The sequence below is a fragment of the Jejuibacter sp. L23 genome, from assembly GCF_050815825.1.
Taxonomy (GTDB): Bacteria; Pseudomonadota; Gammaproteobacteria; order Enterobacterales; family Enterobacteriaceae; genus Jejubacter; species Jejubacter calystegiae.
In genome coordinates this window covers 1,257,387-1,277,670 of the sequence record NZ_CP138199.1, presented here as the reverse complement: position 1 = coordinate 1,277,670, position 20,284 = coordinate 1,257,387, and the positions used below count along the sequence as shown (strand labels likewise).

15 protein-coding genes are annotated in these 20,284 nt (G+C 58.3%); 4 read left to right on the top strand and 11 right to left on the bottom strand.

What is annotated here, in order from left to right; all coding sequences use genetic code 11:
• Positions 1–30: 30 nt before the first annotated feature.
• The 5 genes from SCU88_RS05850 to tssH are packed head-to-tail and all read right to left on the bottom strand — an operon-like array spanning position 31 to position 9,112.
• Positions 31–990: a putative type VI secretion system effector gene (locus SCU88_RS05850; RefSeq protein ID WP_431810093.1), complete on the bottom strand. Its 960-nt coding sequence runs from the start codon at positions 988–990 to the stop codon at positions 31–33.
• Positions 987–3,761: a T6SS effector BTH_I2691 family protein gene (locus SCU88_RS05845; RefSeq protein ID WP_175339434.1), complete on the bottom strand. Its 2,775-nt coding sequence runs from the start codon at positions 3,759–3,761 to the stop codon at positions 987–989. Before SCU88_RS05845 ends, SCU88_RS05850 begins: the two co-directional genes overlap by 4 nt.
• Positions 3,762–3,811: 50 nt before the next feature.
• Positions 3,812–4,078, bottom strand: a complete 267-nt coding sequence (locus SCU88_RS05840) for a PAAR domain-containing protein (RefSeq protein ID WP_175339433.1) — start codon at positions 4,076–4,078, stop codon at positions 3,812–3,814.
• A 16-nt stretch (positions 4,079–4,094) separates the two neighbouring features.
• Positions 4,095–6,470, bottom strand: coding sequence for a type VI secretion system tip protein VgrG (locus SCU88_RS05835; protein ID WP_175339432.1), 2,376 nt, complete (start codon positions 6,468–6,470; stop codon positions 4,095–4,097).
• Positions 6,467–9,112, bottom strand: coding sequence for a type VI secretion system ATPase TssH (gene tssH, locus SCU88_RS05830; protein ID WP_175339431.1), 2,646 nt, complete (start codon positions 9,110–9,112; stop codon positions 6,467–6,469). The genes SCU88_RS05835 and tssH overlap by 4 nt, the downstream gene beginning before the upstream one ends.
• On the opposite strand from tssH, the gene SCU88_RS05825 reads away from it, so the two are divergent.
• On the top strand, positions 9,111–9,263 hold the full coding sequence (locus tag SCU88_RS05825; protein WP_168198782.1) for a hypothetical protein: 153 nt from the start codon (positions 9,111–9,113) through the stop codon (positions 9,261–9,263). The genes tssH and SCU88_RS05825 overlap by 2 nt on opposite strands.
• 33 nt (positions 9,264–9,296) lie before the next feature.
• Here SCU88_RS05825 and hcp read toward each other — a convergent pair whose 3' ends face one another.
• From hcp to tssB, 6 genes are read right to left on the bottom strand one after another with little or no spacing between them, the layout of a single operon-like run.
• Positions 9,297–9,788, bottom strand: coding sequence for a type VI secretion system effector Hcp (gene hcp / locus SCU88_RS05820; RefSeq protein WP_001007319.1), 492 nt, complete (start codon positions 9,786–9,788; stop codon positions 9,297–9,299).
• A gap of 5 nt (positions 9,789–9,793) precedes the next feature.
• Positions 9,794–11,500 (bottom strand): OmpA family protein, encoded by a 1,707-nt coding sequence (locus SCU88_RS05815; RefSeq protein WP_175339430.1) that lies wholly within the window; start codon positions 11,498–11,500, stop codon positions 9,794–9,796.
• Complete coding sequence (tssL, locus tag SCU88_RS05810; protein WP_175339429.1) at positions 11,497–12,168, bottom strand: type VI secretion system protein TssL, short form; 672 nt, start codon at positions 12,166–12,168, stop codon at positions 11,497–11,499. Before tssL ends, SCU88_RS05815 begins: the two co-directional genes overlap by 4 nt.
• Entirely contained in the window at positions 12,165–13,469 is a 1,305-nt protein-coding gene (tssK, locus tag SCU88_RS05805) for a type VI secretion system baseplate subunit TssK (protein ID WP_241666631.1), read from the bottom strand. Before tssK ends, tssL begins: the two co-directional genes overlap by 4 nt.
• Before the next feature lie 48 nt (positions 13,470–13,517).
• Positions 13,518–15,065, bottom strand: a complete 1,548-nt coding sequence (gene tssC / locus SCU88_RS05800) for a type VI secretion system contractile sheath large subunit (RefSeq protein ID WP_138096076.1) — start codon at positions 15,063–15,065, stop codon at positions 13,518–13,520.
• Between the two features lie 35 nt (positions 15,066–15,100).
• Positions 15,101–15,598 carry a type VI secretion system contractile sheath small subunit gene (gene tssB, locus SCU88_RS05795; protein ID WP_175339428.1) on the bottom strand — a complete coding sequence of 166 codons (498 nt, stop codon included), beginning with the start codon at positions 15,596–15,598 and terminating at the stop codon, positions 15,101–15,103.
• Positions 15,599–16,356: 758 nt separating this feature from the next.
• Here tssB and copA point away from each other — a divergent pair.
• The 3 genes from copA to ybaK all read left to right on the top strand — a co-directional run bounded on the left by copA (position 16,357) and on the right by ybaK (position 20,280).
• Positions 16,357–18,870 (top strand): copper-exporting P-type ATPase CopA, encoded by a 2,514-nt coding sequence (gene copA / locus SCU88_RS05790; protein ID WP_175339427.1) that lies wholly within the window; start codon positions 16,357–16,359, stop codon positions 18,868–18,870.
• Positions 18,871–18,958: 88 nt separating this feature from the next.
• On the top strand, positions 18,959–19,759 hold the full coding sequence (locus SCU88_RS05785; protein ID WP_175339426.1) for a TraB/GumN family protein: 801 nt from the start codon (positions 18,959–18,961) through the stop codon (positions 19,757–19,759).
• 41 nt (positions 19,760–19,800) lie between these two features.
• Positions 19,801–20,280, top strand: coding sequence for a Cys-tRNA(Pro)/Cys-tRNA(Cys) deacylase YbaK (gene ybaK / locus SCU88_RS05780; RefSeq protein WP_175339425.1), 480 nt, complete (start codon positions 19,801–19,803; stop codon positions 20,278–20,280).
• Positions 20,281–20,284: the final 4 nt, after the last annotated feature.

Genomic DNA, 20,284 nt, shown 5'->3' with positions numbered 1-20,284 from the left:
TTCCCTGAAAAATTGCTCCAGCCTGTTAACTCAATAATAAAACCAGTACTCGCTGCCATATATAAATTTATGGCTGGGGCAGACCGGTCTGGTTTTATCTCCCGGATCGTGCCACTTTCCCTGCGCCTGAAGCTGACGCTCTCTTTTCTTTGTAACTTTATTCAGGTTAATCCAGGCCACCTTTTCCATTCCCAAAAGAGAATATATCTCTTCGGCGAGTTTACAGATGGTCGGGGCGTAGGCTTTCCAGGCTGAAAAGGCAATAAGCCCGGTAAAAACAAGCGCACCGCCCAACATAAAAAACAAGGAACCACTATTTTTATCCCAATAACCGACCCCATTTTGTCTGTCATTAAAAAAATAATAAACAACGCTGACACAGAATATTAGAAACATAAGACAGATGGTCAAGACAAGCATATTTTTTATCCGCCAGAAGGCATGGGCGATCCGCCCCATATCACATTCGGGACAGACCGAAATAATTCGCTCTTCCGGCAGGGCGATAGCATAGACCTGGTAATGGTCATGCTGCCACTCCACCGCCATTTCCACCTCATCACCCACCTGCAACCGGGTGATCCCCACCCAGCCGCAAAACGGTTTGCCGTTAATGCTCCCCTGCACATATTCCGCCCGGCAGTTTAACGACTCATCTTCCGTCATTATCACCGCCGCCGCGCCGGGGCTGCCGGCGGCAATGGCAGCGGCGGCCCCGGCCCCCCGCTGCCCCGCCGTCACTTCCGGCAGCGGGCTGCTCCGGTATGCCTTCACGCCAAAATATTCCTCGAAGTACTCCTTACGGAAGGATTCCAGACGACCGCTAATTTTTTCCAGCGGGCCGTACGGCGGCAGTACCGGCGGCGGCGGCAGCTCCCGCGTCCAGGAGCGGCCATTGTTCAGGGCTTTTTCGCGCTCATTACGTAACTTATTTAATTTTTCCTTTTTTAAGAACCGAGAGTTTGTCTGCGGCTGATTCTCTGTATTCATACTATGTCCTTTATTGCCGCTTCCAGGGCCTTATTCTGCTCGGCCAGCGAGCGGTTTAACGGCGCCCGGCCAAAAACGCACTTTCTGCACCACAGCTCCAGCTCATCCGGGGAAACCGCCACGGCGATGGCCTGCAGCAGCGTGATTGCCACCATTGCCTCCCAGGTCATCAGTACGGCAAGTACCCTGATACCAAAAATCTCTATGGCTAACCCACGGCCAATTATTCCAGTGCCTCGCTCAGCCCATCCGACTCCAGTTTGATCGGCAATAACCTTAAGCAATAAACCAACCGATTTAATTAATGTCAAACCATCAACAAATGCTTTCAGTCTGATAACGCCAGCCAGAAAAACACGATTATTTTCTAACTCATTGTTTGCTGCTGACCAGTCCACATATACCGACACCGCAGAAGCCAGCCCCCCCGCCACCGCCCCGGCGCCTTTAATCCAGGCAACGGTTAAGGGGCGCGCTTTTAGCCCGTGCTCAACGGCCAGCTGCGTAATATTCATCGTCTGACTGACCATCGCCAGCACGCTGGAAAGCAGATCACCTATCGCTTTCTTATCGTCATTAAGCTGCGTGCAGAGCCAGATAAAGTCGATGGCGTTCAGCACCAGCAGCAGGCCGTTGATCCGGGCCAGCCGGTATTCCTGACTGCCCTTTTCGCTCCGGATATGCTCATCCAGGTTTGCCCAGAAGTTTCGCTTTAGCGCAGCGATCTCCACTTCGCTGGCCAGCCCCGCCCCGCTGCGGCTGAAACTGTTCAGAATTGTCTGGCGCATGACCGGCGCCCCGCGCAGATACTCCTCCACCAGCCTGCCGGCGCTCTCGCGCGATATTCCTGTGCGCATCAGAAATATCAGACGAAACGCCGTGGTGGACAGGGTTTCACCCGCCCTGTCTACCCGTAACAGCCGGCTCACACGCTCCCCCACCGTCACAATAAAGGCATCGGTCCGGTACAGTTCAACTTCAAGGCGGCTGGCGTTGCGATGTAGCGCTTCACCGCTGGCTTCCAGCGCCAGGCTGTAGTTATCCAGCCCCCCTTTGACGGCGCCGGTCAGGGCGACCAGCGATGCCACAACTTCGGCCGCATTTAGCGCAGTAACCGGGCTGTCTTGCTGCTCCCTGACCACGGTCAGCAGCGGCTCCAGCGTCTCTATTCGCTGCGGATTATTGGCGGCAACATGCCGCCACAGCAGGTTTTCACGCCGCTCCACGCTGTATTCATTCCACCAGGCGTCTATCTTTTGCGCTCCGACAGGACAACTGTTGATACCGCTTATCGCCATGGTCACTGCCGACTGGTAAAACAGCCCGGCTCTCTGTTCCGGACAGTGAAAATCATCCAGCGTGGTCAGCAATATCGGCGCATCCAGCCAGTTGATAACGCTGACCATCCGCTGCTGAAAGATTTCATTAACTTTGTCGCCCAGCGACTTATAGCAGGTGGCAAAATTATCCAGTCGGTTCTGGTTCAGACAGGCCTGGTAAGGTGCCCAGCTACGGGCCCGGGCATCATTAAAATTCCGGGGGCGTTCCAGCAGTTCCTGTTCGACCTGCGCCTTAATCCCGGCCAGTTTGTGCTGGTAAGCCTCAGGAGGTTCAAGGGGGGTCAGTATGATATCTTCCAGATACGCTGCCGGTACATTCTGCTCACGCCACGCGCGAATCAGAGTATCCTGTTCCGCTATCTGCGCCAGCACTTCGGGCCGGTTCTGATAGCGCTGCTCCAGCGTTTTCCGACGCATGGCAAGATTCTCAGAGGATAACAGACTGTTATTACGCCATGCATTACGCTCCAGGCTCGCCTCGCCCCTTGCCTGAATGCGATCCTCCATCATGGTTTTTAACGCATCCAGGCTGGTTTTGGTCGAAAATTCCAGTTCACGCTCCCGCAAAAACTGCGCCTGGCGCCCCAGCACGTCCTGACTCCAGCCATTCAGCTCATGGACTATCCCTACAGGATCCCACAGCGGCAGGATAAGCGGCGTCATCCCCTCACTTCTGTTGCGCATCGCCGTTGCGGTTGCCTCCGCATTCCCCGCCCTGCTCTTCGCCCAGGGGTACAGACTGGATTGCGACTTTACAACCTCTTCATTTATCCGCCAGACATCTTCCACCGCCGGGTCCCAGAGTGATGTCGCCCGACTGACGTTCTGAATCTTCACATCATCCGGGCCCGGTAGCTGACCAGATACAGAGACTGTCTGATAATCCAGAACCCGGGCCAGGCTGGATTCATTTGCCTCCGTTCCCGTTTCTGACCGACCGGCCCCCGTCACCGATGGCCTGACTTTCTGCATTCTCCCTGCCCGGGCTTTTGCATCAGTACCGTACCGGTCCAGCGTTGACTGCTCCCAGGGGTACTGGCTGAAGGCAAACCAGACATTGCCACATTTATCCGGAGCCTCAATGCTCATAAACTCAACGTTTTGCGCAAGATGCCCATCGGTCTGACAAAGCGCCCTGTCTACGGCTGCCGGGTTGGAAGCCACCTGCTGCAACCACAGGGAGCCATCAGGCGCGACGCTGTAACACTGCCAGTAGTGGGTGCCCTGCTTTCCTTTTTCATAGAAAACATACAGATAGCCCTGACGAAGCGCGCGAAGCGCGTACTTTTCGCCACCGACAAGCCCCACACCAGTAATGCGCGCATCATTTGCCCATTCAGGTAAACCAGCTGCTATATTTTCAGGCACAACCGCATAGCGTACCGGCAGTACTGTCAACCCTTTAGTGGTGCATAACCCCTGGCATGCCATGCTTTACGTCCTTTTTATGAAGTAAGTCTGCCATTAATGAACTTCCGGACTTAACCAGTGAAGTAATTTGAACCAGCAATCACCTGATGCCCGGAGCAGTTACAGAGCACTCGATCCTGATCCTGCACCAACAAAACGCCATTACTGACAATTCCCAAGGATGTTCCCTGAATGGGGAAGGTTCCTTTGCATACCGAGCATGTGGCTTTATCATCGTTCTGTGCCACCTGCTTGCCAGCACTGAAAAAATTAGCGGTAGCCGTCACTATTTTTCCATTGCTCGTTCTGTCTCCCAACACGGCTAATTTTTTAGACATTATTTTTTCCTCTAAATTAGCTAAGGACAACTACAGCCTCTTGCTGCTGGGCCGCTGCAACAACCCCCGGTTTACAGCCAGAAGGAAGCTTAAGTGTTGAATTCAACGTCGAAGCGGGCTGCTGTTGAACTGCAATACATTTCAGCGTGACATTTTTCGCGGTCCCCACTTCTACCCCTGCCTGACTCAATCGAATAAACGAGCCGCCGCAATTCAGTAACAGCTCTTTTTTTGCAGAAATCATCACGCTGTCATCAGCGCTGGCGATACTCAATTGCTTTTGTGCGAACAGGTTTAAAGCATCAGACTGCGCCTGAATATCGACCTTACCTTCAGAAGAAAATATTTTTATCCCCATTCTATGGGCAAACAGACTCAGGGCTTCCCCCACCGCCAGGGTAAATTTCTTAGCAATACTGAAATCGGCATGTTTGCCTGAAGTTGCTATCAGATTTTCCCCCGCCGCCAGTTGGATACTAGCGGGGGTTACCTGAGCAATGCCCGCAGGAGCCGACATCAACAATGCCTGTTGTTTTAATGCATTCAACGTTTGATTCAGTAATGCCGTCTGGCTGGCGATATCGGCCAGCTCAGCGCGAGCTGATTCCGCAGCATGGCGGAGCCCTTCAGTTGTTTTTTTAGCGGCCTCCAGCTCTTTCAATGCCGCCTGCATCTCCAGCACATCACCCTGCGCCTTCGCCTGGCCGTCCGCCGTGATAAACAGCCCCTTCTGCGCCCGTATCGCGCCCCAGCTGTCGGTGCGCAGCTCAAAGCCTTCGCCCCGCTTCTGTTTTTCACTGTCCACCAAGTGGCCGAGATTAAGCTGACTCTTGCCGCCGTACTCGGTCGAGACCTTGATATGCTCCTGGCCGCGGCTGTCATCCAGGCGGATTTTGTTGTTGGCAGGGGTGCGCAGCACGTTACGCTTGTAGTTCTGGATGGTGACGTGGTCCGGGTGGGCCGAATCGTGCAGCACACCGACGATCCAGGGCCGGTCCGGGTTGCCGTCTTCAAAGCCGATGGCCACTTCGGTACCCGCCAGCAGCGGCAGGTGCAGGCCATAGGTGTCCCCCGCGTAGGGGCGCGACTGGCGCACCCACAGGCTCTCGAACCCGGTCTCCCAGTTATCCCGGTCGAACAGCATGTTGACCCGGTAGCGGCCGTCGCGGTCGATATGGCCGTAGCTGTCGTTTTCGGTGGTGCTGGTCACCCGCGCCGGCAGGGTGCCGGCCATGGTGGGGCGGGCCGGGGGCGCCGGGCGGTAGCCGTAATCCGCGTTGTCCGGGATCCCTTCGAACCCGATCTCAAAGCTTTTATCGCGCCGGGCATGGCAGACCAGCTTTGTGATCGCCACGCCCTGACGGAAAATCTCCGTCACCTCCGGACCGCCGCTCACCTTCAGCACCTGGCCCGGCGCCAGAGAAGCACTGCTGGTCACCCCGAACAGCCGGGTCTGGCGGTTCAGGTAACGTTCATGGCGCAGGCGGGCGTAGAAGGCGCCGGATTCCGGCTGTGGCTGTCGGTCGTAGCGGTTGCCGGGCGTCAGGTAATTGTCCGCGTAGTGGTAGGCCTCCCCGTAGGTGGTTTCGTCACCCCGGGTAATGTCCGCCTGCTGATCCATCTCTTCCAGCGCCTGGCGGTAGTTGTAGTCGCGAATACTGACCTGCTTTTCCACTACCTGGTAGCGGCTCTCCATATCCCAGACCGACTCCACGCCGTTATCCAGCTGCCCGGAAGGCGGCAGCGACGGCAGCAGGGGGCCCGCTTCATAACCCTGCTGGCTGTCGCAGAATTCCACCACGTCGATGTTGAGGCGGGTGTCGGTGGTGAACCGGAACCAGATCCCCACCTCACCCAGCAGCCGGGTAATAAAGCGCAGATCGTCCTCGCCGTACTGCATCACCTGCTCGCGGCGGGGATACTCGTTTGTCAGTGAGAACAGGAAATCCTGGCCGCGCATACCGTGGCGCTCGCGCAGGATCTTCTCCACAATCTGCGGCACCGACATATCCTGGTAGATGGCATTCTGATGTGACCGACTCAGCAGCGCCAGACGCGGCTCCAGGGTCAGGGCATAGCGGGTCTCATCTTTTGAGGTAGACAGCCGCTCAAAACCTGCCACCACGCCCTGAATCACCCGCACGGTCTGCTGGATGTTAATGCCCATGCCCTGGTTCACCGGCGCCCGCAGCGTCAGCGAGGCGGACTTCATCAGCATCGCTTCCCGGGGGATGGCCGGGTCGTCGCTGGTAAACTCAATGCGGTAGCTGAAGGGGCGGCTCAGCGCCTCCTGCCCTTCAAAGGCCAGCACATCCAGCGTGGCGTTGCAGTCCTTTACGTCAAGCAGGTGGTGACTGTGGTTAAAAATCAGGTTCAGTGGATTGCCCATCATGCCTCTCCCTTCTCATCATCAAACGCCATCACAATCCCTTCTTCCTCATCCCAGCCCAGGGTCAGGGTCTGCGGCTTTTGCTTCGCAGCCATATGGCTTAACAGCTGCTGGCTGAGCACCGGCAGGATCTGCTGATTCAGCAGGCTGTCGATATTGCGGGCGCCGGTGTCCGGCAGCAGGCAGGCGTCGGTTAAAGCATCGAACAGCGCATCGCGGGTATGGGTGGCGATGCCGTAGTGACGCGCCAGACGCTGGCGCACCTGGTCCAGCTTCATGCCCACAATGGCGCGCATCGCATCCCTGCCCAGCGGGCGGTAGATAACCGTCTGGAAGCGGGCCAGCAGCGCCGGCTGGAAGTGGTCGCGCAGCATCGGGCGTAGCAGTTCATGCAGGTCAGCTTCTGTGGCGTCCGGCTGGTCATCCAGCAACTGCATCAGCGCGTCGCTGCCCAGGTTGGAGGTCATCAGGATCACCGTGTTGCGGAAGTCAATTTCCCGCCCTTCACCGTCGCGCATAAAGCCGCGGTCAAACACCTGGTAGAACAGGTTCATCACGTCGCGGTGCGCCTTTTCCACTTCGTCGAGCAGCACCACGCTGTAAGGCCGCTTGCGCACCGCCTCGGTCAGAATGCCACCCTGGCCGTAGCCGACGTAGCCCGGCGGCGAGCCTTTCAGCTGGCTCACGGTGTGCGGCTCCTGATATTCAGAGAGGTTGATGGTGATGAGCGACTTCTCGCCGCCGTACAGGCAGTCCGCCAGGGTCAGCGCGGTCTCGGTTTTGCCGGTGCCGCTGGGGCCGACCAGCAGGAACACGCCCTGGGGACCGTTTTCGGCCGTCAGCCCGGTTTTGGCCGCGCGCAGGCGTTGGGCAATGGCGGCAAGCGCCACATCCTGCCCGACCACCCGTTTGCCGATTTCCGCTTCCAGGGTCAGCAGTTCAGTCTGCTCGTCCTTCATTAATGAGGAGAGCGGCACGCCGGTCCAGTCGGCAATCACATTGGCCACGGTGCGGGCATCGACATCCGGCATCAGCAGCGCCTGCGACTGTTGCAGCTCTGCCAGCGCCTGCTGGAGTTCGGCAATTTCCGCCTGGCGGGAGATATCGGCGCGGCAGTCCAGCAGCCGGGCGGTGAGTTCTTTTTCCTGACGGTACTGCTGCTCCAGCACATCCTGCTGTTCGCGCAGGCTTTCCATCCGGGTATCGATGGCCGCCAGCCGTTCACCATCGCCGTGATTACCGACGGCGATATCTTCCAGCAACGCCTGCTTTTCCATTTCCAGGGCGGTGATGGCGGCACCCAGACGTACTATCTCTTCCGGCACGGTATCCAGGCTCATGCGCACCCGGGCCGCCGCGGTATCCAGCAGATCCACCGCTTTGTCCGGCAGCTGGCGGCCGGTCAGGTAGCGGCGCGAGAGCGTGACCGCGGCTCTGACCGCTTCATCGGTGATATGCACCCCGTGGTGCTGCGCGTAGCGCGGTTTCAGGCCCCGCAGCATCAGGCAGGCGGTGTCGTCGTCCGGCTCGTCCACTAAAACCCGCTGGAAGCGGCGCTCCAGCGCGGCATCGCGCTCAAAATACTGTTTGTATTCGCTCCAGGTGGTGGCGGCAATGGTGCGCAGCTCGCCGCGGGCCAGCGCCGGTTTCAGCAGGTTGGCGGCATCGGCGCCCCCGGCCTGATTACCGGCGCCGATAATGGTGTGGGCTTCGTCGATAAACAGCAGCACCGGCGTGGGCGACTGCTGCACCGCCTCAATAATATTTTTCAGCCGCTGCTCGAATTCGCCTTTCACGCCCGCGCCCGCCTGCAGCAGGCCGAGATCCAGGGTTCGCAGGGTCACGGGCTTCAGGCTTTCCGGCACGTTACCTTCGGCAATACGCAGCGCCAGTCCTTCCACCAGCGCGGTTTTACCCACGCCCGGCTCGCCCACCAGAATCGGGTTGTTCTTGCGGCGCCTGGAGAGGATGTCCACCATCTGGCGGATCTCGTTATCACGGCCAAACACCGGGTCGATCTTCCCCTCTTTCGCTTTGGCCGTCACATCCAGGGTGAACTTATCTAGCGCGTTTTGCAGCGCGGGGGAAAGCCCCCCCTCTTTTATCTCCGCGTCTGCCGGGCGGCCGACTATTTCCACCTCGCCGCCCTGCGCCAGTTCCGCCTCCTGCTGCACTTCCGGGCGCTCGTCCGACTGAGCGTCCAGCAGACCGCGCAGTCGTTCCAGCTGGCTCTGCCCCAGGGTCAGCAGAGGCCACAGGCCGTCGCACTGCGCCAGCTTCGGGTTTTCCGTCAGCGCCATCAGCAGATGGAGGCTGCGGATTTGCTCTTCCCCCGCCAGCGAGGCCCGCAGCCAGGCCTGCTGCATCAGGGTCTGGATGTTGTCCGAAAGCTGCGGGCGACCGCGAACCGAACGCGGTCGCTGATCCAGCCAGCCCAGCAGATCCTGCCACAGGTTGTCCATATCCCATTCGTAACGGCGCGCCAGTACCGTCAGATCTCCTTCGCCCTGCTCCAGCAGCTTCAGCAGCCAGTGCTCCGGCAGAATCTCCGCATGGGCGCGGGTCTGGCACAGCGTGGCAGCGCCTTCCATCGCACGGGCGCAGTAAGGGTTAAGACGGCGTAACAGGATGGCGGGATTTTCCATGAGTTTCTCTCTTTATCGGTTGCAGGCAGGCATGCTACCGCCCGTCGCCGTTGCCCCAGGCGCATCAGGTACGGAAAGCAGTCATGTGGTGGTGTTCTTTGCTGAAAGCCCGCTACCCGCAGGCGCTCAGCAAATTTCCCCCTCACCCTGACCCTCTCCCCGGAGGGGAGAGGGGAACAAGGGCTTACGCGGTGGCGCGTTCGTTCCAGGAATCGGAATGAATGATGTTGCCGTCCTTGTAGGTCCAGGTGATTTTTTCGTAGCGCAGTTCGATCTGCTCCAGGTGGTTATGCTTCTCGAAGCTCGGGTCTTTGATGTCGTGCATCACCGGATTCACCTTCACCACCTTCACGTTTTCCAGTTTGGTGTTGAAGTACTCCACTTCCTGGCCCGCGTCGTTGATTTTGTACCACTTGAATTCCGCGGATTTCAGGGTCTGGCCGGTGGTCACCGCCTTGTACAGGTACGGGCTGGAGGAGTCGATTTCCTTGGTGAAAAGGAACGGCGTATGGATACGGGTGCCGGTCAGCTTGCCGGTGTTGTTGTCGGTCGGGATGTACAGGTTATGCTCCTGAGCAACGACCTCGATGCTGCCTTCACGATCCTGAACGTCCACAGACCCTTTAATGTCCGCGCCGCCGTCGTCTTTCAGCCACAGATAAACTGGGATTGCCATCGTAATTACTCCATTTCATGTTGTGATGCGTCATCATCCTGCGATGACGTGGTGGTAACGCCCGGTACCTGACAGGCATTCGCCTGCGGCACCAGACTAATTTCGACACGACGGTTCTGCGCGCGGCCTTCCGGCGTGTCATTGGTGGCAACAGGGCGGCTTTCACCATAGCCCTGCACCGCGAAACAGCTTTCCGGCACGTCGCCGGTATCGCGCATCCAGTCACGCACCGCTTCGGCGCGCTTCAGGGAGAGCGTCTGATTCAGTTGCGGATTGCCGGTGTTATCGGTATGGCCGGACACAACAATCAGCCAGCCGGGCTTCGCTTTGATGCCGACCAGCGAGTTAACCAGCATTTTGGTGGAACCGGTTTTCAGATCAGATTTGCCGGAATCGAACAGCGACATGCTGTCGAGGCGCACGATTTTCGGCACCGGCTTCGGCTTGGGTTTCGGCGGCGGCGGCGGCGGGACGTATGAGCTTATCGCCTCCAGTAGCGGCATTCGCAGGCGTTCCCCCTGATATAACCCCAGTCCCAGACGAGAGGGTTCACCGTTTCGGGCATGGTTATCCAGTTCAGCGGCGTCCAGACGCAGCGTTTTCACGGCTTCCGCTTTCGGCCCGTAATCCTTCATGGCAATGCGCTGGTAGTGGCTGATATCGAACGTCACACGTTTTATCAGTTGCCGGTTATTCCAGGCGCTACTGCATAAGGCCACGATCGCCGCCAGCGTGAAAATCGTCAGTCCGCAGCGCCACGCCCGCTGGCGTGGTGTCAGTCCGCGGCCTTCAGGCAGCAGGGGCAGAATAAAATCCGGTAACAGCGTGCCTGCCGGGGACGCGCTTTCAGAAGGCTGCCAGCCCTCCACCTGGTTTAGTGCCGTGTGCTGGCGCAGCCAGTCATGCCAGAGCGATAACGGCAGAGCGCCATTCAGTGCCGGGCCCAGCCGCCACAGCACCGCGGTCGGACTGATAACAGGCATATCCGGATTTTCACGGACAAAGGCGGCAGTCACATGACTCCCAAACCAGGTCATCAGGCTGTTCATCAGGATCTGCTGGCGTATGGCCATTGCCCCACCGGTCGTGACCTGGCTGGCGACAGAAATCGGCGCCGCCGACTCACGCCAGACGCTAACTGGTTCTCCCGCAACAGCGGCCTGCCAGATATCGCTTCGCTTCATCATACTGCCGACATGCGCACTCAGAATCAGCGGAACGGCATGCCCTGTCTCACGACGCAGTTGACTGACCTGCCAGCGCAGAGCGAGCAAATGGCGCTCCAGCGCCGCCTGATCCTGGTGCTGCTGCGGGCAGACAGAAATCATCACCGACAGCTGGCGCCCCCAGTCCGGACGATCCCGTAACAGCTGACGGGCGACATGGTCCAGCTCCTGCTCCTGCTTAACCCGGATCCAGCAGCCGTCATCCACCGTCAGTACCGGCGAGCCATCCGGCCAGGGCGCAGGCAAATCGCCACAGACCAGTACGATGGGTCTGCGCCAGCGGGCATCGGGCAGATTATCCAGGCTGGCTGCCATTTCCGGCGTCGGCGCGCGCCGTCTTAGCCAGAGCAGCGCCGCCAGCCCACCCCAGACCAGCAGCGTCAACAGGAGAGCAACTGACTGGGAAACCGGCAGAAAGACCAGACAGACGACCGCCGTCAGCAGGGCCGTCCACAGCGCCAGCCAGCGACGTACCGCAGCACTCATGTCACGGCTCCTGGCAGCAGTGTGGCCAGCAGGCTATCCAGCCAGTGATTCAGTCCCCACCACAGTGCCGCCAGAATCAACAGGGAAAACGCGATACGAACCGGCCAGCTGGCCAGCCAGCCCGCAACACCACACCCTGCTTTTATTCCGGCCACCACCGGCGCCGTCTGCGGATAGCTAAAGGGCGGAACCTGCGCCGTCAGCGCCTGCACCAGTTTTTCCCGGGCCGGATCGCTAATCGAACGATACTCCCCCAGAAAACCCAGTATCATGACCCGGTGAAAACAGGTCAGTACGATCTGTTCAGGCGCCGGCTCACGCAGGACCTCCCGCATGCGATCGCACAGTTCATCACCGGCATCAATGGTGCCCAGAAAATGGCCCTGCAGGGGGACGTCATACCACTGCACGCAGGCATCATCCTGCACACCACGCCCCTTAACCACTTCATCAATCAGCGCACACTGCGCATAAAGAATATCCCGGCAGCTCTGTTCATCGTAGCCAGCCTGTTTCAGAGCCAGCTGCACCCGCTCTGCATCGGCCACACAACGCTCCCACAACAGCCGCCCTTCCCCGTCCTGAAAAACGGGACCATGGCGCAGGCTGATGACCTGCAACCAGGTGTTCTGCAGCAGCGCATCAATATCCATGTTTTTTTCACTCATGTTCTCAGCACCGCAAACAGTTCAAGCTCAGGCTCCCCCAGGGTGCCCGGGACGTAAAACATACAGTTGCCGCTCTGGAGCATCTCCTGCGCGGCCGGATGGGCCAGATCGAGGGAGAAATACTGGTTTTCCAGACGCAGAGGAATGGCGGCCGGCACATGACGCAGGGGCTTCAGGGGGATCCCCTGACGGGAAGCATTGACCAGACTGGTGACATAGTCCGGGCTACCAGCCTTACACTGACGCGGGAATTGCTCCTGCAGTTGTGCCACCGACATGGGCGAGCGAACGGACAGATAATAGTCAGCCCCTTCACGCAGCCGGGGATCGTGCAGCCGGGCCAGCCACTGATGCAGGCGCTTATCGTGCTCCAGTTCAACGGCCACCACCCGCGAGGGCAGGCTGGCTTCCAGCAACTCACTGAGCAGATCGAACAACGGGGGGAAAACCTCATTCAGTTGCTCATGCTGCCAGGCAGGGATGTCGCTTACCTGATGCTCCAGTGAAAAGGTCAGCAATCCTCCGGCCAGACGGGCCAGCTCTGTCCAGAGGCGCTCCGGCGCACTCTGTGGAAAACGCTGAAACTGCCCCAGCACCGGCTCGGCGCTGTTCAGGGCATTCAGCAGCCAGAACAGCGACACATCCGCCACCGCGAAATCCGCCATCCGTTCATTGCTTTCACGGCGCATGGACATCAGGCGGATAAGCCTGGCCCGTAAACGGGTCATCAGCAGTTCCAACTGCGCCATCAACCAGCGGCTGGCCTTCAGTGTCAACAGCGGCGGCAGAAAGGCATCATCAAGCATCCAGTTACCCTGCGGATCCTGCAACAGACGCGCTACCGGGCAGGTCAGATAATCGCTGTTATCCTGGTGCGCCAGGCGTAGCGTCAGTTCCGGCTGCAGAATGGCTATCTGACGGTCATCATCGCCAAACTGGTTGCGGACATCCCGCCAGCGCTGGCGAAAACGCACAGGACGTTCTGCAATTTCATCCGGCTTCAGACAGTTGCCACCATTGGCACGCAGCAGCGGTAATGCCAGCACCACCACCGCCTCGCCCTGTACGTCATCAAGTACCAGCGCCGACGGTAAAGCATCGCCATTATCGGTATCAATCAGCGTCCCATCCTGAAAACGGACATTCAGGTGACGGGGCTGAAGACGCCCCAGCTTCAGGGCATCTGGCTCAAAGGTCGCCTGCAAAACGCCCCAGGGATGATTCAACCCCATCCGGGCAATACATTCGTCAGACCAGGCCGCAAATGCGGCCTGCTGCTGAAAGTGCTGGGGCGAGACCATAATCCCTCGCCCCCACAAGGGTTGGACTGTCTTCACGGCACCTCCGCCTTACGCTTTCGCCTTCGGCATCTGGCTGACCAGAGACAGGTTGACGTCCATCCCTTCCACCTGGAAGTGCGGGATGGCGTAGAGCTTCACGCGGAAGAAGCCCGGGTTGTCCTCGATGTCTTCCACCACCACTCTGGCGTCGCGCAGCGGGTGCGAGGCCTGCAGTTCGTCGCCCGGATCGGTCATCTCAGTCACCAGGGTGCGTACCCAGGTGTTCAGCTCCAGCTCCAGCAGGCGACGGTCCTTGGTGGTGCCGATATTTTCGCGCTGAATCAGTTTCAGGTAGTGAGCGATACGCGACAGCAGGAAGATGTACGGCAGGCGCGCGTTAATGCGGCTGTTGGCGGTGGCGTCCGCGGTGTCGTACAGCGCCGGTTTCTGGGTCGAGTTGGCCGAGAAGAAGCAGGCGTAATCGCGGTTCTTGTAGTAGGAGAGCGGAATAAAGCCCAGATTCGAAAACTCAAACTCGCGGGTTTCCGGGATCATCACTTCCGACGGGATCTTCACCTGATTGCCGGTACCCAGATCGTACAGGTGGATCGGCAGATCCTGTACCGCGCCACCGGCCTGGGGCCCACGGATCTGCACACACCAGCCGTTATTGATAAAGCTGCGCACCATATTGGCGGCAAAGGCGAACGAGGCGTTGGTCCACAGGTATTTCTCGTGATCCGGCCCCTTAACCTCTTCCACATAGTTAAAGCTGCGCACCGGTACGGTATCCGGCCCGTAGGGCAGACGCCCCAGCACCCGCGGCATAGTCAGGCCAATGTAGCGGGAATCGTCGGTGTCACGGAACGACTTCCACTTGATGTATTCGGCGCGGTCGAAGTAGTTGCCGATATCCTTGATAGCAGCGACGTCTTCCATACTCTCTTTCAGGAAGAACTTCGGTCCCACCGAGCCGATAAACGGCATATGGGCGGCGGCAGACACTTTGGAAATGTTGCGCAGCAGCGCCACATCCTGGGCCGAAGCGTCGAACTCGTAAGACGAAATCAGCGCGGCAATCGGCTCTCCGCCGGGGGTGTCGTATTCATCGATATAGGTCTGTTTGTACAGGCCGCTCTGGATGATTTCCGGGGAGTCTTCGAAATCCTGACGCAGGTCTTCTTTCGACAGATCGAGGATTTCCAGCTTCACATTCTGGCGGAAATCGGTCTTATCCACGGTATGTTTCAGGCCGCGCCACAGTGATTCCACTTTCTGGAATTCGGGATGGTGCATTACCGCGTCCAACTGGCGGCTGATCTGGCTGTCCAGCTCGGCGATGTGGTGATCCAGCAGGGTCTTGTCGAGCTTCTCTACCTTCGAGCCGGACTGTTTCAGGCGCTCCAGGAAGATCTGCATGGCGGCGGTTACGCGCTCGTCTGCCGTGGCGTCCGACATAGCCTGGTTATCCTGCCAGGACTCCAGGGCGCTCAGTTTATCCACCGGACTCAGATGAATTTTTTCAAACAGGGAGGCATACACGCCACCGGCTTCAGAACGTTCCACTACCACGCTTTCGCCGCCGGCGACCGATTCATTTTTTACAGACATCAGCATTTTCTCTCGTTAATCCGTTAAACACAGGGCCTTTGTTACGCCTGTTGCGGCGCCAGGGCGGACAGTTCATTACGCAGCTCATCGCTGAGCGCCGGATCCCGCAGGATTTTTTCCAGCTCCTTACGGAAAGTGACGTTATCCAGCAGGTTCGCTTTGAGATCGCGCAACAAATTACGCATCGCCAGCATGGCTTTCAGTTGCGGGATCTGGCGGGCTACCTGCTCCGGCGTGAAATCTTTCATATCACGGAAGGTCAGGTTGATATTTTCTTCGCTGCCGTCACCGGCCAGGGTGTTTTCAACGGTGAGGTTTACTGAAGGGGAAAATTCCGAGAGGACACTGTTAAAGTTATTTTTATTGACGTTAACCTTCTCTCTTTCTGACAGGGGCGCCGTTTCCTGACCGTTACTGAAATCACCGGCAACCAGTAGTTTGAGCGGCAGCTCAGTTTTCTTACTCGCCCCTCCGGTATGCAGGTCAAGTTTCAGGTTAATGCGGGCTTTGGGTATCTCTTTCTGGAAGCTGTCGCTCATAAATCCCTCTTTGATCGCTGTGTGAATATTTTCTGAAATTGCGTTTCCTTACTTGCCATATTAGAGCATTCATCTACATACGATCAACATTGCAGATCATAGATCTTCAATTAGAAGATTCTTAAGAATTTTCGTCTGTTAAAAATCAAAACAAAACCCCGCACAAAGAACAAAAAACAGCCTATAACTCCAGTTATAAAATAAAAACCAGGACAACCGACAATGTGAAAGAATAAAAACAAGATAAATTACACAATTAACTCACTAATATGATTTAAATCAATGAAAACCAAATTACACAGAAATAACACCGATGCGAGAGACATCGTCCAGCGAATGAAAACACCATACAACCTGAAAATATATTGCCGATGGACGCAGTGTATGAGGATTCACTGCTCACAGAACGGAGTTTTATAAGATTTGTCGCAAGCATTGCATGAATATTCTTAAACAAAAGACTTATGGCAAAAGTATATTAGTCACTACCTTTCACCGCAGAATTATAGAAATGCCATGACCGGCATTCGTTTTTCCGAGAGTTTGTTCTGTGTGTTCCTTAACGACTTTGAACTACGGGTTAAGTCCACTGCTCTGTTTCCGGCGATATTTATACTCTGTCTTGCTGTGTACTTCTGGCTGATGGCTCGTTTCGGATAAAGAAGTAAAGCCCTTGACCTTCCCCTTGCTGGAAGGTTTAAGCTTAATCACAGTGAATAAACCGGGTCGCGCTATGGCCCTGAATCGAGGAGTCTGATATGTCTCACGTCATTGATCTTACGCTGGATGGCCTCTCCTGTGGCCACTGCGTAAAACGCGTTAAAGAGAGTCTGGAACAGCGTCCGGATGTCGAACAGGCAGAGGTCACTATCGACCACGCCACCGTAACCGGTAGCGCCAGCGCCGACACCCTGATCGCCACCGTGCAACAGGCCGGATACGGCGCAGAGCTCAGCCACCCAAAGGCTAAACCGCTGACGGAGTCATCAATCCCGTCGGAAGCGCCGACAGCGGTTCCCTCACAGCTTCCGGCTGCCTCTGCCAACAGTAACGACGATGACGACAGCCTGCAGCTGCTCATCAATGGTATGAGCTGCGCCAGCTGCGTCACCCGGGTGCAAAACGCGCTGCAGGGCGTTGCGGGTGTCAGCCAGGCGCGGGTAAATCTGGCGGAGCGCACCGCGCTGGTGATGGGCAGTGCCTCCGCCGCCGATTTAGTAAAAGCGGTAGAAGGAGCAGGCTACGGCGCTGAAGCCATCGAAGATGACGCTATACGCCGCGAACGCCAGCAGCAGACCGCCCAGGCGGCGGTAAAACGCTTCCGCTGGCAGGCGATCCTGGCTCTGGCGGTTGGGATACCCGTCATGGTCTGGGGCATGCTCGGTGACAATATGATGCTGACCGAGGAGAACCATAGCATCTGGCTGGGTATCGGTCTGCTCACCCTGTTGGTCATGGTAGTAGCTGGCGGCCACTTCTATCGCAGCGCATGGAAAAGCCTGCTCAACCGCAGCGCGACCATGGACACCCTGGTGGCCCTGGGGACCGGTGCCGCCTGGCTCTACTCGATTAGCGTGAACCTCTGGCCGAATTTCTTCCCGGAAGCGGCGCGCCACCTCTATTACGAGGCCAGCGCCATGATTATCGGTCTGATTAACCTTGGCCATATGCTGGAAGCCCGGGCCCGCCAGCGTTCGTCGAAAGCGCTGGAACGCCTGCTGGATCTGACGCCCCCCACCGCCCGGGTGGTAGATGAACAGGGCGAGCGTACGCTTCCCCTGTCAGAAGTGCAGCCTGGGATGGTCCTGCGCCTGACCACCGGCGATCGGGTGCCGGTGGATGGCGCAATCACCCAGGGCGAGGCCTGGTTTGATGAAGCCATGTTAACCGGTGAGCCAGTGCCGCAACAGAAAGCCAGCGGCGAAGAGATTCACGCCGGTACCCTGGTACAGGACGGCAGCGTGCTGTTTCAGGCAAGCGCCGTCGGCGGCCATACCACCCTGGCGCGCATTATTCGTATGGTCCGCCAGGCCCAGAGCAGCAAACCGGAAATTGGCCAACTGGCGGATCGCATCTCGGCCATCTTTGTGCCGGTAGTGGTCGCCATTGCCCTGGTTAGCGCCGCCATCTGGTATTTCTTCGGTCCGGCGCCGCAGATCGTCTACACCCTGGTGATCGCCACTACGGTACTGATTATCGCCTGTCCCTGCGCTCTTGGGCTGGCAACGCCGATGTCGATTATCTCCGGCGTGGGTCGGGCAGCGGAATTCGGCGTGCTGGTTCGGGACGCCGACGCCCTGCAGCGCGCAAGCGAGCTGGATACGCTGGTGTTTGATAAAACCGGCACCCTGACCGAAGGCAAACCGCAGGTGGTGGCGATAGAAACCGCGCCGCATATTAATGCCGACCAGGCCTTACTGCTGGCAGCCGCGCTGGAACAGGGCTCCAGCCACCCGCTGGCGCGCGCTATTCTGGAAAAGGCTGGCGGACAGACGCTGCCGCAAGTTGACGGCTTCCGTACCCTGCGCGGTCTGGGAGTCAGCGGTAGCGCGGAAGGCCATACCCTGCAGCTCGGCAATCGCGCCCTGCTGAGCGAACAGGGTATCGACTGCGGCCCGCTGGAAGCCCGCATCGAAGCCCATTCCGCCGAAGGCGCCACGCCAGTGCTGCTGGCGCAGGACGGCGAAGTCGCGGCGCTGTTCGCCATCCGCGATCCGCTGCGCGAAGACAGTGCTGCCGCACTGGCGCGCCTGCACCGCGAAGGCTACCGGCTGGTGATGCTGACCGGCGACAACCCGACCACCGCCGGGGCCATCGCCCGGGAGGCGGGTATCGACGAAGTCATTGCCGGTGTTCTGCCAGACGGCAAGGCCCAGGCCATTATCCAGCTACAGCAGCAGGGTCGTAAGGTGGCGATGGTGGGCGACGGTATTAACGACGCCCCGGCGCTGGCGCAGGCCGATGTGGGTATCGCGATGGGCGGCGGCAGCGATGTCGCTATCGAAACCGCCGCCATTACTCTGATGCGCCACAGCCTGACCGGCGTGGCGGACGCGCTGGCTATCTCGCGCGCTACGCTTCGCAATATGAAGCAGAATCTGCTGGGGGCTTTTATTTACAACTCGCTGGGCATCCCGATCGCCGCCGGTATTCTCTGGCCGCTGACCGGCACCCTGCTGAACCCGGTGGTGGCAGGCGCCGCCATGGCGCTCTCTTCCATTACGGTGGTAAGCAACGCCAACCGGCTACTGCGGTTTAAGCCTAAGCAGTAATTCGAACGGAATGGTCCGATAGCTCTCCCGGCAATTGCGCCCCGCCATGCGGGGCGTTAGCATGGCCTTTTCAGTCAGGGAATGCGCCATGGGTTTGTTAAGCCGTCTCCATACTCTCTTTTCCCGCTTCGGGAGTCACAGTTACCCCTGGCCCGCCCTTGATATTACCCTTCCCGGTCAGCGCCACCTGCATCTGGTGGGCAGTATTCATATGGGCACGCCCGATATGGCGCCGTTACCGACGCGCCTGGTGCGCAAACTGCGCGAAGCCGATGCGCTGGTGGTCGAAGCCGATATCAGCGGTAGCGATTCGCCGTTCTCCAGCCATGGTGAAGAACCACCGCTGGAAACACGCCTGAACCAGAAAACGCTGGAACATGCCCTGAAGCTGCTGCGGGAGCTGAATATCCCGCTGGAGAACGTCGATAACCTGCCGCTGTGGCAGATAGCGCTGCTGCTCCAGGCCCATCAGGCTCAGAAACTGGGACTGCGCCCGGACTACGGCATCGACTATCAGTTGATTCAGGCAGCGAGCCAGTTTCAGCGGCCGGTACGGGAGCTGGAAGGCACCGGGAATCAGCTGACGCTGCTGCAAACGCTGCCGGATGCCGGGCTGGGACTGTTGCAGGATACGTTGATTCACTGGCATACCAACGCCCGTCTGCTGCAAACCATGATTAGCTGGTGGCTGAAATCGCCGCCTGCGGCGCCCGATCCCTCGCTGCCCAGCACCTTCAGCAATGAGCTCTACGATGTGCTGATGGTACAGCGCAACCGGCAGTGGTACGATTTCCTGCACAAGCTTCCACCCGGCCGCTATGTGGTGGCCGTAGGCGCACTGCACCTTTATGGCGAGAGCAATCTCCCCAGCCTGCTCCGGCAGCGCTGATCCGCGCAGATCGCGCCATTCGGATCAACAAGAAGGAAATCATGACTCCCGCAGTTAAACTCCTGGAAAAGAATAAGATCGGCTTTAAGGTTCATACTTACGATCACGATCCCACTGAGACCAACTTCGGTGATGAGGTGGTACGCAAACTGGGACTCAATCCGGAACAGGTTTATAAGACGCTGCTGGTAGCGCTGAATGAAGATATGAAGCACCTTGCGGTGGCAGTAACGCCGGTTGCGAGCCAGCTCGATCTTAAAAAAGTGGCTAAGGCCTTTGGCGTAAAGAAAGTGGCGATGGCCGATCCCCAGGTGGCGCAGCGTTCCACCGGCTATCTGGTGGGCGGCATTAGCCCGCTGGGGCAGAAAAAGCGCCTGCCGACGGCGATAGATGCGCCAGCCGCTGAATTTGCCACCATCTTTATTTCTGGCGGCAAACGCGGGCTGGATATTGAACTGGCGGCGGCGGATCTGGCGAAACTGCTGAATGCGCAGTTCGCCGATATCGCACGCCACGGCTAAGCCG

Coding starts and splice junctions, on each gene's coding strand:
- SCU88_RS05835 (WP_175339432.1), bottom strand. CDS start 6,470: ATGATGGGCAATCCACTGAACCTGATTTTTAACCACAGTCACCACCTG.
- SCU88_RS05850 (WP_431810093.1), bottom strand. CDS start 990: ATGAATACAGAGAATCAGCCGCAGACAAACTCTCGGTTCTTAAAAAAG.
- SCU88_RS05815 (WP_175339430.1), bottom strand. CDS start 11,500: ATGAGTGCTGCGGTACGTCGCTGGCTGGCGCTGTGGACGGCCCTGCTG.
- tssC (WP_138096076.1), bottom strand. CDS start 15,065: ATGCTGATGTCTGTAAAAAATGAATCGGTCGCCGGCGGCGAAAGCGTG.
- ybaK (WP_175339425.1), top strand. CDS start 19,801: ATGACTCCCGCAGTTAAACTCCTGGAAAAGAATAAGATCGGCTTTAAG.
- tssH (WP_175339431.1), bottom strand. CDS start 9,112: ATGGAAAATCCCGCCATCCTGTTACGCCGTCTTAACCCTTACTGCGCC.
- SCU88_RS05845 (WP_175339434.1), bottom strand. CDS start 3,761: ATGGCATGCCAGGGGTTATGCACCACTAAAGGGTTGACAGTACTGCCG.
- SCU88_RS05785 (WP_175339426.1), top strand. CDS start 18,959: ATGGGTTTGTTAAGCCGTCTCCATACTCTCTTTTCCCGCTTCGGGAGT.
- tssB (WP_175339428.1), bottom strand. CDS start 15,598: ATGAGCGACAGCTTCCAGAAAGAGATACCCAAAGCCCGCATTAACCTG.
- hcp (WP_001007319.1), bottom strand. CDS start 9,788: ATGGCAATCCCAGTTTATCTGTGGCTGAAAGACGACGGCGGCGCGGAC.
- tssK (WP_241666631.1), bottom strand. CDS start 13,469: ATGGTCTCGCCCCAGCACTTTCAGCAGCAGGCCGCATTTGCGGCCTGG.
- tssL (WP_175339429.1), bottom strand. CDS start 12,168: ATGAGTGAAAAAAACATGGATATTGATGCGCTGCTGCAGAACACCTGG.
- copA (WP_175339427.1), top strand. CDS start 16,357: ATGTCTCACGTCATTGATCTTACGCTGGATGGCCTCTCCTGTGGCCAC.
- SCU88_RS05840 (WP_175339433.1), bottom strand. CDS start 4,078: ATGTCTAAAAAATTAGCCGTGTTGGGAGACAGAACGAGCAATGGAAAA.
- SCU88_RS05825 (WP_168198782.1), top strand. CDS start 9,111: ATGAGTTTCTCTCTTTATCGGTTGCAGGCAGGCATGCTACCGCCCGTC.